This is a genomic window from Streptomyces pseudoechinosporeus (assembly GCF_054783935.1).
Genome location: NZ_BAAGPS010000050.1, coordinates 305344 through 318796 on the forward strand (window position 1 = coordinate 305344; position 13453 = coordinate 318796).

Here is a 13453-nt window from a genome sequence, read left to right on the forward strand (position 1 = left end):
CCACCGCCCCGATTCAGGACTCCGGCGGGACCTCCGCCCCGGTGTACGCAGCAGTCGTGGCGTCCGCCGCCGCGCGAGCCGTGGCCGGGTCCTCGCCGGACGCGACGTTCGCCTCGTACCAGGCGTCGCTGCTGAGCGAGACGAAGCGCTTGCCCTCGTCGGACGCGACCCACGCCTCCGCCTTCTGCGAATCCACAGGGCGTCCGGACGACAGGTGCACGTACAGGCACATGACCATGATGTCCCAGCCGACACCGGCCGCGCCGGGCCCGTACTCCGGCCACTTCGTGTCGTCGTCGACGTGGGCGATGTGGTCGATTTCGAAGCGCGTCCCGCCGTCCGCATCCGGCGTGAGCCGCAGCTCGATCCAGCTGACGCTCTCCTCCCACTCCCACGTGGCGGCGAACCCCTTGGGCGGGTCGCAGCGCTCGATCGTGCCGTGCGCGTTGCCGTGCAGCTGGTACTTGCCGCCCAGGGTCAGGTCGCCGGAGACGGGCATGAGCCAGCGCGGGATGCGCTCGGCGTTGGTACACGCGTCCCAGACGTCCTCGATGTCCGAGTCGTACGTCTGACTGATGGTCACGACGCGTGCCTCGCCGGCCTTGAACGTGCGCTTGCCGACCTGGCGCCGTACGGCATTGATCTGCTGGGTGACGTCGATCATGGCTTGCTCCTTGGAGGAGGTACTTGGTCTTCCGCGTCCCCGTCCCGGTCGGCTTCACGGAGGCGGCGCTCGCGCTTGCCCCGGGCGAGTTCGGTGGTCAGAGCCTCGAGAGGCGGGGTCCAGAACCGCCGGAAACGGTCCAGCCACGCGTCGATGTCGCGGAGCGGCTGCGAGTTCACCGCGTAGAGGCGGCGGGTGCCTTCCGGTCGTACGGTGGCGAACCCGTTCTCCCGCAGCACCTTGAGGTGCTGCGAGACGCCGGGCTGCGATATCCCGAACTCCTGCCGGATGACCTCGCTGACCTTCCCGGAGCTCATCTCCCCGTCGGCGAGGAGTTCCAGGATCCGGCGGCGTACAGGGTCTCCGAGCACATCGAACGCGTGCATACGAGCAATATATCACCGCCCACTTATATAAGCATTAGCTGACTTAGAGGAGCTGGGATCTCACTCACGAGTGAACGTGAAACATTGACGTCCCCGCCGACCCGGCCCCAGGCTCGGCGCATGACCATGACCATGCACCCGTACACGCGCTATGTGGCCATCGGCGACAGCCAGACCGAGGGCATCGGCGACGGTGACGACGTACGCGGATACCGGGGGTGGGCGGACCGGCTCGCGGAGATCCTGGCGGAAGGGCAACCTGACCTCACGTACGCCAATCTCGCCGTACGCGGGAAGGTGACCGCGCAGATCAGAGCGGAACAACTCGCCCCGGCCCTCGCGCTGAAGCCCGATCTGGTGACCGTCGTGGCGGGCATGAACGACCTGCTCCGCCCCGGCTTCGACGCCGAGCAAGTCATGGCAGACATCGAGGAGATGTTCGCGCGGCTCACCGAATCGGGTGCACAGGTGGCCACCATCACGTACCCCGACATGGGGAAGCTCTCACCGCTCGCGCGCCGCGCGCTGCCGCGCGTCCTCGACCTCAACACCCGCCTGCGCGCCGCCGCGGAACGTCATGGCGTCGCCGTCATGGACGTGTTCCCGCATCCCGTCACGACCGACCCACGGCTGTGGAGCCAGGACCGCATCCACGCCGGACCGCTCGGCCACGCCCGGATCGCCTCGGGCATGGCCCACACCCTCGGCCTGCCGGGCCACGAGGACTGGTCCGCCCCGCTGCCTCCGCTCGCCCCCGTCCCCTTCCTGCGCACCGTGAGCGCCGATGTGGTCTGGGCCGCGGGGTTCCTGGGCCCCTGGGTCTGGCGGCGGATCCGGGGCCGTTCCTCGGGAGACGGGCGTACGGCCAAACGCCCCGAGCTGACACCGTGGAAGGCCGAGGCGGAGCCCCTCCCCTGACACCCCGGCACCTCCCCCGCCTCCACCCCGAGATAGCCTTCGCGAAGGCGGAACGGGTGGCGTCTACTTACCAGCAGACGGAACGACCCGGAGCGCATCGGCCCGACGCACCGGCGCACATGGGACGCGGGCGGACTCATGGAAGCGGGGCGGAGTAGTCGGCCGTCGCGTAGAAGGGGGTCAACGGCGGAACCACACCACAGGTTCCGATACAACTTCATTGCCCGGCGTGACCTGCCGTGATACACAGAGTGACCGTACGTTTACTTGTATACCGTCCCACCGCCCGCAGGGGTCCCCGAGGGCCGGCGGCAAGCCGTACATACGAAACCCGCCAACCAATGGCGCCAAGTCGACATACGACAGCGTCTTTGTCGGCGACAATGAGGCCTGACCTCTGCGCAGAGTGGCAGGGGGTACGGAACTACCCACAAGGGGCGGTGACTTACATGTTCTTCGCAGCCGAAGAGGGCGACATCACCACGATCATCGGCGGAATCGCCCCGGACTGGGGCCCCTTCGGTGACTTGGGCAATGAGGCACGGGTGATGATCGAGGTCGTGATGGCGGTCGCCATCCTGCTCTGCCTCGGCATCGCGATCTGGGGCGCGGCGAAGCAGCGTATCGGCGCGACGGCCCTGCGCGACACCTTCAGTGCCGAACAGGGCAAGGGCCTCATCATCGCGGGCCTCACCGGGGTCTTCATCATCGGCTCCCTGGGCACGCTGTTCACCATCGTGTACGGCATGGCCGTGTAGGCCGGCTCCGGCCCGGCGGCCCCTCAGATCCGGCCGGGCGCGCCCGGTTCCCTCCGACCCACCCGTCCGACGTGCCCACCGGCTGAGGTTGCGTTTCCCTGATGTCGAGTCACCACACCGCGCCCGTGAAGGAAGCAGCGCGGCTACCGTCGTACTACGACTACGCGGTCCAGCACGAGGTTGAGGGGGCGTACGCGGCATGAGTCTCGGCGACGAGCACGGTTCGCGCGGCGACAACGGCGGGTACGGGGGCTCCGGCCAGACCCGTACCCGGTACCCCGACAGCGCCGGCGACCCCTACGGCGGCGCGCGCCGCGGGGGCCGTTCGTCCTCCCGCAGCCTCATCACGGTAGTGGGTGTGGTGGTGCTCCTGATCGCGGCCATCGCCTTCGCGAACCGTGGTGGCGGTGATTCCGGATCGGGGGACGGGGGTGGGGAGAGAGCGGGGGCGGCGCCTACGGCCGCGTCCGGGGAGAAGCCGGTTCAGTCGAAGGCTGGGGGGATTCCTTCGGGGTTCGCGCAGGATGAGCAGGGGGCGGAGTCGGCGGCGGCGAACTACTCGGTGGTGCTGGTCTCGGCGGACATGCTCAAACCCGCGCGGCGGAGTGAGATCGTCCGCCAGGTGTTCGTCGCCGACAAGGTGTCCGAACTGGAGGACAGGCTCAACAAGACATACGACAAGGCCTTCCTCGACAAGGTTGGCCTGGACGAGAACGGCAGCGCACCGACGGGCAGCACATACGTATCACGCACGATGCCAGTCGGCACCAAGGTCACGAGCTACTCGGACAGCACGGCCACCGTCGAGGTCTGGTGCGCGGGCGTGTTCGGGATGGCGGCGGAGAACGCGACCAACCCGGTCACCAGCGACTGGTTCACCATGACCCTCCAGATGCGCTGGGCCGACGGTGGCTGGAAGGTCGACACCTTCACCCAGAAAGAAGGTCCCGCGCCGGTCAACGGCGACAACAAGGTCTCGACGTCCGAAGAGATCTCGAAGGCCGTCGAGGAGTACGGAGGGTTCACGTATGCCCGGTAGCCCACACCGCGTGCTCAAGGGCACGGCAACCCTGACAGCCGTACAAACCGCCGTCGTCCTGCTGGCCACGCAGGCCGCCGCGGCCCCCACGCCTACGCCCACGCCGTCCGACGACAACTGCGGCCTCCTCTCAGGCGAGGCCAAGAGGATCTGCGAGAGCGATCCCGGCGACAACAGCAGCCCCGGCGGCACCCCCTCCCTAACCGACCCCACCTCCACCCTCGACCCCCTCTCCTCCCTCGCCAAAGGCTGCGCCGACGCCGCCTCCTGGACCATCGACAAGCTCAGCGAAGCCGTCAAAGAAACGGCGAACGTCGACTTCACGAACCCCAAGTTCCTCCAGCAGTACGCCGTCGTCTTCGCGGCCTCGACGATCCTCACCCTCCTCCTCTGGCTGCTCGCGGTCGCCAAGCGGGCCGTACGAGGCGTTCCCCTCACCACGGCCATCTCCGAAGCGATCGGCTTCCTCTGGCTGACCGTCCTGGCCTCGGCCTTCACGCCGCTGATCCTCTACACGGTCGTCTCGGCAACCGACGGCGTATCAGAAGTCCTCGCCCAGACCACTGGCAACCAGACGGACACCTTCTTCGGCAACTTCTCCGGCGCCCTGGAGAAGGGCGAGGACATCGGCGGCGGCCCGATCATGCTGATCGTCGTCTCCCTCGTGTCCATCCTCGCCGCGGGCGTCCTGTGGCTGGAGCTGGTCATCCGAGCTGCCCTGCTGTACGTGGGCGCGCTGCTCGGCACTGTCGTGTACGCGGGCCTGGTCGACAAGAACCTGTGGGGCCACGTCCGCCGCTGGGCTGGCATCATGATCGCGGTGATCCTGGTCAAGCCGGTGATCGTGATCGTGCTCGGCCTGGCGGGCGCGCTGTCCGCCGAGGACGGACCGGACGCCTTCTCGGCCGTCGTGTCCGGCCTCGCCATCATCCTGCTGGCCATCTTCGCGAGCGCGATGATCTACCGCTTCGTACCGGGCTTCGGCGACGAGATCGCGAACTCCCGCAACAATCGCATCATGCAGGGCGCCGAAGGCAAGGCCGCGGCCGTCATCAGCTCCCCGGCCACCCTCGTCGCCCAGGGCATCAAGACGCACAGCACCCGCGCCGACAACAACGGCAGCGGTGGCGGAGGCAACAGCGGCGGAGGCGCCCGCCCCGCCAACGCGGCCTCCGCCGGCGTAGCCGCCCACAGCACCCGCCCGTCCTCCCACGGAGGCGGCGGATCGGTCCCCGCCGCGCCCCCGCCGCGCAACAGCCCGGCGAACACCCCCCATGCCAGCAACACCCGCAACAGCAGTAGTACCAACCGCTCGGGAGGTGAAGGGCGTTGACGACCGAGTCCCATGTGTCCCATCCGGTCACGCCCCGCCGTACATATCTGATCGGCCGCGCCCGGCCGAACGCGATCGTCGGCAAGAACCGCGAAACCGGCGAGATCGCGCTGATCATCGTGGGCGCGTTCCTCGGCATGATGTGCGGCCTGCTCGTCCCCGTCCTCTCCCTGCGCATCGTCCTGCTGGTGGGCTTCCCGATGGTGGCGCTCGCGGCGGTCTACGTGCCGTACAAGCGGCGCACCTTCTACAAGTGGTACGAGATCAACCGCAGTTACAAGCGGACGCTCCGCAACGGCACGACGTACCGCAGCAACGTCATGGAGGCCGGCACCCGCATCGACGGCCGTGAGATCGAGGTCGGCCCGCCACCGGGCATTGGACGCATTACGTGGCTGGCGGCGCCCTTCGGCCCCGACGAGATCGCCGTCCTTCTGCACGCCGACCGGCGCACGGTCACGGCCGCGATCGAGATCGAGGGCCCGGGCGTCGGCCTGCGCGACTCCGAGGACCAGGAAGCCCTCGTCGACCGCTTCGGGGTGCTGCTGAAGCACGTCGCGAACGGCGACGGCTTCGTCACCCGCCTCCAGATGCTCGCCCGCACCCTCCCCGCCGACCCGGACGCGCACGCCAAGGACGTCGCCGTACGCGGCGACGAGCGCGCCCCCGGCTGGCTGCAGCAGTCGTACGACCAGCTCCAGTCCATGGTGTCCACCAGCAGTGAGCAGCACCGCGCGTACCTGGTGGCCTGCATGCACTACTCACGGGAACTCGCCGCCGAGGGCCACGCGATGGCCCGGGCCGCGCGCCCGCAGGGCGGCAAGAAGCTCGACAAGGACGCGGGGCTCGCGGTCGTGATGGCGCGTGAGCTGACGGACATCTGCTCGCGGTTGCAGGAGGCCGACATCCGGGTGCGGCAGCCGCTCGGGCAGGGACGGCTGGCGTCTCTCGTCCACTCCATGTACGACCCCGACCACCCCATCGACCACATCCAGGCGATGACGAAACGCAACGCCTGGCCGGCCGAGCTGGACGCCATGGAGCCGACGTACCTCCAGGCGAAGACCCGCGAGTCCTCCACCCGCGCGCCGTGGTGCCATGCCACGGCCTGGGTGAAGGAGTGGCCGATGACCCCGGTGGGCGTCAACTTCCTTGCCCCGCTGCTCGTCCACACCCCGGACGTCATCCGCACCGTGGCCGTCACGATGGACCTCGAACCCACCGAGATCGCCATAGAGCGGATGCTGACGGAGAAGACGAACGACGAGGCGGAGGCCAGCCGCCAGGCCAAGATGAACCGGACCGTCGACCCCCGCGACATCGCCTCGCACAACCGCCTCGACCAGCGCGGCGAGGACCTCGCGAGCGGCGCGGCCGGCGTCAACCTCGTCGGTTACATCACCGTCTCGTCCCGTAACCCCGAGGCACTCGCCCGCGACAAACGGACGATCCGCGCCTCGGCCGGCAAGTCGTATCTGAAACTCGAGTGGTGCGACCGCGAGCACCACCGCGCCTTCGTCAACACACTCCCGTTCGCGACCGGCATCCGGAGGTAGGACTCTATGCGGGACCCGCTGTCCGCCCTCACGGAAACCTTCACGTCGTTCCTGTTCGGCAAGGTCGAGACGACCCGGCTGCCGGTGCGCACCTCGACGGGGCAGGCCCAGGCGGTCTACCTCCCGACCGCCGCGCCCGGCCTCGGCGACTCCGGCGTCATCATCGGCCGCGAGGTGTACTCCGGGAAGGGCTACATCTACGACCCCTTCCAGCTGTACGGGCAGCAGCTCCCGGCACCGCACTGGCTCGTGCTCGGCGAGTCCGGCAACGGCAAGTCGGCCCTCGAGAAGACGTACGTACTACGGCAGTTGAGGTTCCGTGACCGCCAGGTCGTCGTACTCGACGCACAGGGCGAGGACGGCGTGGGCGAATGGAACCTCATCGCCCAGGAGCTGGGGATCACCCCCATCCGCCTCGACCCGACAGCGGCCCTGGACATGGGAATCCGCCTCAACCCACTCGACCCGTCGATCACCACGACAGGCCAGCTGGCCCTGCTCCGGACGATCATCGAGGTCGCGATGGGCCACGGCCTCGACGAGCGCTCCGGCTTCGCGCTGAAAGTCGCGCACGCGTACGTGAACGAGACGATCACCGACCGCCAGCCGGTCCTCACCGACATCGTCGAGCAACTGCGCCATCCCGAACCGGAGTCGGCCGAGGCGATGAACGTCGCCCTGGACGACGTACGGGCCTGGGGCCTGGACGTGGCACTCGTCCTGGACCGCCTGGTCGACGGTGACCTGCGCGGCATGTTCGACGGCCCGACGACGGTCGGCATCGACCTCGACGCCCCACTCATCGTCTTCGACCTGTCCCACATCGACCGCAACTCCATCGCCATGCCGATCCTGATGGCGATCGTCGGCGTGTGGCTGGAACACACCTGGATCCGCCCCGACCGGAAGAAGCGCATCTTCCTCGTCGAGGAGGCCTGGCACATCATCAACAGCCCGTTCGTGGCCCAACTCTTCCAGCGGCTGCTGAAGTTCGGCCGACGACTGGGCCTTTCGTTCGTAGCGGTCGTCCACCACCTGTCCGATGTCGTGGACGGAGCGGCGGCGAAGGAGGCGGCGGCCATCCTGAAGATGGCGTCGACGCGGACGATCTACGCCCAGAAGGCGGACGAGGCGCGGGCGACGGGACGCGTGCTCGGCCTGCCCAGATGGGCCGTCGAGATCATCCCCACGCTCTCCCCAGGCATCGCGGTGTGGGACGTCAACGGCAACGTCCAGGTGGTCAAACACCTGATCACCGAGATGGAACGCCCCCTCGTCTTCACCGACCGCGCCATGACCGAGTCGTCCACCCCCGATCTGTCGGACGACGCGCTACGGGCCGCCGAGCTGGAGGCGGAGGAGCGAGCAGCGGCGTTCATGGAGCAACACCTGAGCGATCTCGACGACTCGTCCGAGTCCACGGTGGCGTGAGAGCGGCAGGGGCGAGATGAGACCGTACGAACGAGGCCGGGAGCACGAACGCGGTGAAGGGGGCGTCCCCGACGGCCTGGTGATCGGGGTGCTCGCATTCCTCCTGGGCATGACCCTGCTGGTGTGGTCGGCAACAGGCCTCGCCGGCCTCTTCGACCACGGCTCCTGGCCGTCCAAGGTCACCTTCGGCCGTACGCCCCTGGCGATGCGCCACCTGATCCAGCAGCCGCACGACGTGGCGGGCGCCTGGCCGGAGACTCCGGAGGGCCAGCTGTCGGGGTACGGGCTGTTCTGGGGGCTGCTCATCGGCCAGCTGATGGTCTTGGTGGTCCTGACCGTGTTCGTGATGGGCACGGTGGCGAGGTGGCGGGCGGTGAGGGCTGGTCGGCGGAAGGCGAGGGCGTACGGGGCGGAGGGCTGGACTGGGGGCGCGGGGGATTCGAGGGGTGCGGCTGGGGCTGGCTCTGGGGGTCCGTCTGGGGCCGCTGGCTCGGGTCAGCCGTCTGGGGGCGCGGGGGCGGCGGGGGACACGACCGGCTCGGAGGGGCCGCCCGCGACTGGCTCAGGGCTTCATGCTGGGGGAGCGGCTGGCTCAGGGGGCCAGCCTGCGACCGGCGCGGGGGTTCCGCCTATTGGCGCCACCGGCGCGGGACTTCCGCCTGAGGTCGGATCCGGCTCGGACCACGTGCCCGGACGCGCGACCAACTCCGGCTCGCCTGTGGCCGACTCCGGCTCGGCGATTCCGCCCCAGAGCGCGAACAGCTCGGGCTCCGTGCCCGCTGCGGCCAACTCCCGCTCAGGCGTAGGGCCCGCGACCGCCTCCGGCCCGGCTTACCCCCACACGCCCACTTCCCCCACAGCCCCCTTTCTCCCGGAGGGACCGGCGGCGGAGCCGCCGTCCGGGTCGGCTCCCTATGCAGCCGACAGTGAACGGACGGGCGGGTGGGAAAAGCCCTCCATCCCAACCCCCCGCAGCCCCCTGTTCCTCGGCCCCCCACAAACCCGCCACCCCCTGGCCACCGAAGCCGTACGAGACGCCGAGGGCCCCGCCCTCGTCATCACCTCCAACCCCACCCTCTGGTCGGACACCAAGGACGCCCGGGCAAAGCTCGGCCCCGTCCTCCTCTACGACCCCTCCCACCTCTGCGACACCCCGGCCCGCCTCCACTGGTCCCCCTCAACCGGCTGCCAGGACAAGGACACCGCGAGAGCCAGGGCGGCAGCCCTCCTCGCCCCGGTCCGCCCCACCGCAAAAATGGACCAGGCGGTCGCAGACGTCGCGGAAACCCTCCTGCGCAGCTACCTCCACGCCGCCGCAACAGACGGCCGCACCATCCGCCACCTCCACCGCTGGGCCCAGGGCACCCAGGTCCAGGAAGCCGTACGCATCCTCCGTACGAACCCCAAGGCCGCCTCCGGCTCCGCCGGCGAACTCGAGGCCGCCCTCACCTCGTATCCCGAACGCCGCGACATCGCCCAGGAGTTGACGGCTCGCGCCCTCTCCTCCCTCTTCACAGTGAACGTCCGCGAGGCCTGCACCCCCAACCGAACTGACGCCCTCACTTTGGATTCCTTCGTCAACGAAGGGGGCACGCTTTATGTGGTGGGTGAACCCATCGAGGACCCCAAGGCGAACCCGGGCGCGATGCCACTTCTGACGGCCCTCGCCTCAAGCGTGGTCGAGCGCGGCCGGCGCATGGCCGAACGGTCATCCTCCGGTCGCCTCGACCCACCACTCACCCTCGTCCTGGACGACGTGGCCGCGGTGGCCCCTTTCCCCCAACTCCCGGACCTGCTCACCTCAGGCCCCGACCGAGGCATGCCCACCCTGGCCCTCCTCCGCTCCCGAGAACAGGCCCGCACCCGCTGGCCCCACCAGGAGCTCCCGGCCTAAGCGGCCTTGGTGAAGTCCGGTGCGGCACCGCGCCCCCAGGGGGGCCGCAGGCCTCTTAGGGGCGCGGGGCTGTATTGATATGCGGCTCCGCCGCGATGGGGGTCCCCCCGCTCGAGCGAAGCCGAGAGTGGGGGAGAAGCCGAGAGTGGGGGAGCGACCAGCCCCCACCGGCCCGCGCACGCGGCGGAGCCGCATATCGACACAGCATCACCGTTCTTCCAGCGGAGCGCTTAGCACTTCAGGGCCGCTTCATCACGAACTCCAGCTCCCGCACGGCGGGATCACCCGGCACGGGAACGGTCTTCCCCGTCGGCACGAACCCGATCTTCCGGTAGAAGCCCTCTGCCCGCGCGTTCCGCTCATGCACGAACAGCCGCACCCACTCGACCCCGGCCACCTCCCACGCCCACTCCAACGCGCACGCGAAAAGCTGCTCGGTCACCCCCCGCCCCCGCCACTCAGGCCGCACAAAAACCCCCACGAGATGCCCCTGCCGCACCTCACTCACGCTCCCGAGCGCCCCCTCCGCCCCCGCCTCCTCAACAAGCACAACCACCGACCCGACCCACCGCCCGTCGCCCTCCTCGGCCACGAACTGCTGCCGCTCGCGCACACCCTCCGCAGCCCCCGCCGCCCGCTCCCGCCAGAAACTGTCGGGCTTCACCACGGCATCCTCATACGTCTCAAGAAAGGCAAGAGACGCCACCGGGTCCCGCAGCCCAGCCAGCCGCAGCTCCTTCACCGCGGCCCACTCATCGGCACGTATGGAACGGATCACAGGGTCCATGGGCGCCACCGTAATACCCAGGTACTACGCTCTCACCCGATTTCCCGCCACCGCCCGACGCCCCACCCTGCACCGCATACGAAGATGGCCCCGTGGCAACTCGCGAACAGGACTGGCAGGGCGACTGGACCCCCAACGGGCAACCCCTTACCCGCCAGTTCCACCGCCTCGTCCAGCGGGTACGCGCCTTCGACCGACGCCGCCCGTGGGTGTGGGACGTCCTGCTCACCGGCTTCTACGTCATCGCCTGCCTCACCGACTTCCTCAGCGGCGGCTGGAAGAGCGTCACGGAGAACCCCGACACACCGAGGTGGCTGCTCGGAACGATGTCCCTGGGCTTCTCGGTCCCGCTGTTCTGGCGCCGCAGCCATCCCTTCGCGGTCCTGCTGGTGATGCTGCCGTTCTCCGTCGCCAACGTCTGGTCGGGCGCGGTCCTGCAAGCCTCCATGACCCTGCTCGTCGTCATCTTCAACATCGCTCTACGCACCCGCTTGCGCACCCTGCTCTGGTCCTACGCCCTCGCCGTGGCACCCTTCTGGATCGCTGGCTTCCGCTACCCCGACGATCAGGGCGGCCCCGGCGCGACGATCGTCCCGGTCATGATGGGCCTCGCCCTGTCGGCGGTCGGCGGCATAGCCGTCCGCACCCGCCAGGAGTACCTGGCCTCTCTCCACGAACGGGCCCGCCAGCTGGAAGTCGAACGCGACCAACAGACCCAGCTCGCCGCGGCAGCGGAACGCGCCCGCATAGCCCGCGAAATGCACGACATCATCGGCCACAACCTCTCGGTCATCACAGGCCTGGCCGACGGCGGCTCGTACGCGGCAGCCAAGTCCCCGGAACGAGCCACCCAGGCCCTGGAAGCCATCGGCACAACCAGCCGCCAGGCCCTCACCGAACTCCGCCGCCTCCTCGACGTCCTACGCGAGGAAGCCCCCACCGCCGAACTGACCCCCCAGCCTTCCCTCAGGGACCTCGACCACCTCATCGACGGCGTACGATCCGCCGGCCTCCCCGTACTCATCAAGACCCACGGCCGCCCGGCCCCCGCCCCCACCGGCACCCAGCTCACGATCTACCGCGTCATCCAGGAAGCCCTCACGAACACCCTCAAACACGCAGGCCCGGACGCCACTTCACAGGTCTCCATCTCGTACGAGGACGGGGGTGCCGTCACGGTGACAGTCACCGACACCGGCAGCGGAGGCACCCCTCCGGACGGCACCCGAGGCCGCGGCCTCACGGGAATGCGCGAGCGAACTGCCCTGTACGAAGGAACACTTGAGGCAGGCCCACTGCCGACCGGCGGCTGGCGAGTCCACCTCCATCTCCCGGCCGTCCCGGCCCTCCCGGAACCGAAGGAAGCCACTCCGTGACGACCGTCCTCATCACCGACGACCAGCCCCTCCAGCGCCTGGGCTTCCGCATGCTCCTGGAGAGCCAGGACGACATGACGGTGCTCGGAGAAGCCGGCAACGGCACGGAGGCGGTCCGCATGACGGCCGAACTCCATCCCGACGTCGTCCTCATGGACATCCGCATGCCAGGCCTCGACGGCATCGAGGCCACGCGCCGCATCGTCTCCTCCGGCGACCGCACCCGCATCCTCATCCTCACCACCTTCGACCTCGACGAGTACGCATACGCCGGCCTGCGCGCAGGCGCCAGCGGCTTCCTCATCAAGGACGCACTCCCCGAGGAACTGCTCTCGGGAATCCGAGCAGTGTCAACAGGAGACGCGGTAGTGGCCCCAAGCCTGACCCGACGGCTCCTCGACGCATACGTCCAGCACCTACCGTCCACGGCCCCGACCGACTCCACTTCCCTGGACCCCCGACTCACTGTCCTGACAGAACGAGAACGGGAAATCCTCACCGTCATCGGCCAGGGCTGGACGAACGCCGAGATCTCTTCCCGATTCCATCTCGCGGAGTCGACGGTAAAGACGCACGTGAGCCGAATTCTCGCCAAGACGGGGGCGAGGGACCGGGTTCAGGCGGTGATCCTGGCGTACGACACAAGGCTGGTCTGGCCATCCTGAAATGCAGAAAGCCCCACACCAAAAGGTGTGGGGCTTTCTCTACATTTTGTTCGGCGGTGTCCTACTCTCCCACAGGGTCCCCCCTGCAGTACCATCGGCGCTGTGAGGCTTAGCTTCCGGGTTCGGAATGTGACCGGGCGTTTCCCTCACGCTATGACCACCGAAACACTGTGAAACACTCAACCGCACCCATGCCGTGGCCCGGCATGGGGGTTGTTCGTGGTTTCAGAACCAACACAGTGGACGCGAGCATCTGAGGACAAGCCCTCGGCCTATTAGTACCGGTCACCTCCAGCGGTTACCCGCCTTCCAGATCCGGCCTATCAACCCAGTCGTCTCCTGGGAGCCTTAACCCCTCAAAGGGGGTGGGAATACTCATCTCGAAGCAGGCTTCCCGCTTAGATGCTTTCAGCGGTTATCCCTCCCGAACGTAGCCAACCAGCCATGCCCTTGGCAGGACAACTGGCACACCAGAGGTTCGTCCGTCCCGGTCCTCTCGTACTAGGGACAGCCCTTCTCAATATTCCTGCGCGCGCAGCGGATAGGGACCGAACTGTCTCACGACGTTCTAAACCCAGCTCGCGTACCGCTTTAATGGGCGAACAGCCCAACCCTTGGGACCGACTCCAGCCCCAGGATGCGACGA

12 protein-coding genes and 2 rRNA genes (1 of these 14 cut by a window edge) are annotated in these 13453 nt (G+C 68.5%); 9 read left to right on the forward strand and 5 right to left on the reverse strand.

Annotated features, from left to right (window positions below):
- Positions 1-13: 13 nt before the first annotated feature.
- Positions 14-664 (reverse strand): SRPBCC family protein, encoded by a 651-nt coding sequence (locus ACYVO6_RS35585; RefSeq protein WP_461068573.1) that lies wholly within the window; start codon positions 662-664, stop codon positions 14-16.
- The gene (locus ACYVO6_RS35590) at positions 661-1050 is read right to left on the reverse strand and encodes an ArsR/SmtB family transcription factor (protein WP_461068575.1); all 390 of its coding nucleotides are present in this window, start codon (positions 1048-1050) and stop codon (positions 661-663) included. Before ACYVO6_RS35590 ends, ACYVO6_RS35585 begins: the two co-directional genes overlap by 4 nt.
- A gap of 120 nt (positions 1051-1170) precedes the next feature.
- Here ACYVO6_RS35590 and ACYVO6_RS35595 point away from each other — a divergent pair, with 120 nt between their 5' ends.
- From ACYVO6_RS35595 to ACYVO6_RS35625, 7 genes are all read left to right on the forward strand, one after another.
- Entirely contained in the window at positions 1171-1968 is a 798-nt protein-coding gene (locus ACYVO6_RS35595; protein ID WP_461068577.1) for an SGNH/GDSL hydrolase family protein, read from the forward strand.
- A 449-nt stretch (positions 1969-2417) separates the two neighbouring features.
- Positions 2418-2726, forward strand: a complete 309-nt coding sequence (locus ACYVO6_RS35600) for a hypothetical protein (protein ID WP_033328619.1) — start codon at positions 2418-2420, stop codon at positions 2724-2726.
- Positions 2727-2925: 199 nt separating this feature from the next.
- Positions 2926-3765, forward strand: coding sequence for a hypothetical protein (locus ACYVO6_RS35605; RefSeq protein ID WP_461068579.1), 840 nt, complete (start codon positions 2926-2928; stop codon positions 3763-3765).
- A complete protein-coding gene (locus ACYVO6_RS35610; protein WP_461068581.1) occupies positions 3755-5098 on the forward strand; it encodes a hypothetical protein in 1344 nt (447 codons plus the stop codon). The genes ACYVO6_RS35605 and ACYVO6_RS35610 overlap by 11 nt, the downstream gene beginning before the upstream one ends.
- Positions 5095-6654: an SCO6880 family protein gene (locus ACYVO6_RS35615; protein ID WP_461068583.1), complete on the forward strand. Its 1560-nt coding sequence runs from the start codon at positions 5095-5097 to the stop codon at positions 6652-6654. The genes ACYVO6_RS35610 and ACYVO6_RS35615 overlap by 4 nt, the downstream gene beginning before the upstream one ends.
- A 6-nt stretch (positions 6655-6660) precedes the next feature.
- A complete protein-coding gene (locus ACYVO6_RS35620; RefSeq protein WP_461068585.1) occupies positions 6661-8085 on the forward strand; it encodes an ATP-binding protein in 1425 nt (474 codons plus the stop codon).
- A gap of 16 nt (positions 8086-8101) precedes the next feature.
- Positions 8102-9979, forward strand: coding sequence for a type IV secretory system conjugative DNA transfer family protein (locus ACYVO6_RS35625; RefSeq protein ID WP_461068587.1), 1878 nt, complete (start codon positions 8102-8104; stop codon positions 9977-9979).
- Positions 9980-10217: 238 nt separating this feature from the next.
- Here ACYVO6_RS35625 and ACYVO6_RS35630 read toward each other — a convergent pair whose 3' ends face one another.
- Positions 10218-10766, reverse strand: coding sequence for a GNAT family N-acetyltransferase (locus tag ACYVO6_RS35630; protein ID WP_461068589.1), 549 nt, complete (start codon positions 10764-10766; stop codon positions 10218-10220).
- 92 nt (positions 10767-10858) lie between these two features.
- On the opposite strand from ACYVO6_RS35630, the gene ACYVO6_RS35635 reads away from it, so the two are divergent.
- Both ACYVO6_RS35635 and ACYVO6_RS35640 read left to right on the forward strand, forming a co-directional pair.
- On the forward strand, positions 10859-12142 hold the full coding sequence (locus ACYVO6_RS35635) for a sensor histidine kinase (protein ID WP_461068591.1): 1284 nt from the start codon (positions 10859-10861) through the stop codon (positions 12140-12142).
- Entirely contained in the window at positions 12139-12807 is a 669-nt protein-coding gene (locus ACYVO6_RS35640) for a response regulator (protein ID WP_461068593.1), read from the forward strand. The genes ACYVO6_RS35635 and ACYVO6_RS35640 overlap by 4 nt, the downstream gene beginning before the upstream one ends.
- Positions 12808-12855: 48 nt before the next feature.
- Here the strand turns inward: ACYVO6_RS35640 and rrf are convergent.
- A 5S ribosomal RNA gene (gene rrf / locus ACYVO6_RS35645) occupies positions 12856-12972 on the reverse strand.
- Between the two features lie 90 nt (positions 12973-13062).
- Positions 13063-13453 (reverse strand): 23S ribosomal RNA (locus tag ACYVO6_RS35650); its annotated part runs 881 nt beyond the window's last position; the annotation flags it as partial.

Bases quoted from the DNA above. Each gene is read 5' to 3' on its own strand.
- ACYVO6_RS35605 (WP_461068579.1), top strand. From the start codon at position 2,926: ATGAGTCTCGGCGACGAGCACGGTTCGCGCGGCGACAACGGCGGGTAC.
- ACYVO6_RS35630 (WP_461068589.1), bottom strand. From the start codon at position 10,766: ATGGACCCTGTGATCCGTTCCATACGTGCCGATGAGTGGGCCGCGGTG.
- ACYVO6_RS35625 (WP_461068587.1), top strand. From the start codon at position 8,102: ATGAGACCGTACGAACGAGGCCGGGAGCACGAACGCGGTGAAGGGGGC.
- ACYVO6_RS35600 (WP_033328619.1), top strand. From the start codon at position 2,418: ATGTTCTTCGCAGCCGAAGAGGGCGACATCACCACGATCATCGGCGGA.
- ACYVO6_RS35595 (WP_461068577.1), top strand. From the start codon at position 1,171: ATGACCATGACCATGCACCCGTACACGCGCTATGTGGCCATCGGCGAC.
- ACYVO6_RS35620 (WP_461068585.1), top strand. From the start codon at position 6,661: ATGCGGGACCCGCTGTCCGCCCTCACGGAAACCTTCACGTCGTTCCTG.
- ACYVO6_RS35610 (WP_461068581.1), top strand. From the start codon at position 3,755: ATGCCCGGTAGCCCACACCGCGTGCTCAAGGGCACGGCAACCCTGACA.
- ACYVO6_RS35590 (WP_461068575.1), bottom strand. From the start codon at position 1,050: ATGCACGCGTTCGATGTGCTCGGAGACCCTGTACGCCGCCGGATCCTG.
- ACYVO6_RS35585 (WP_461068573.1), bottom strand. From the start codon at position 664: ATGATCGACGTCACCCAGCAGATCAATGCCGTACGGCGCCAGGTCGGC.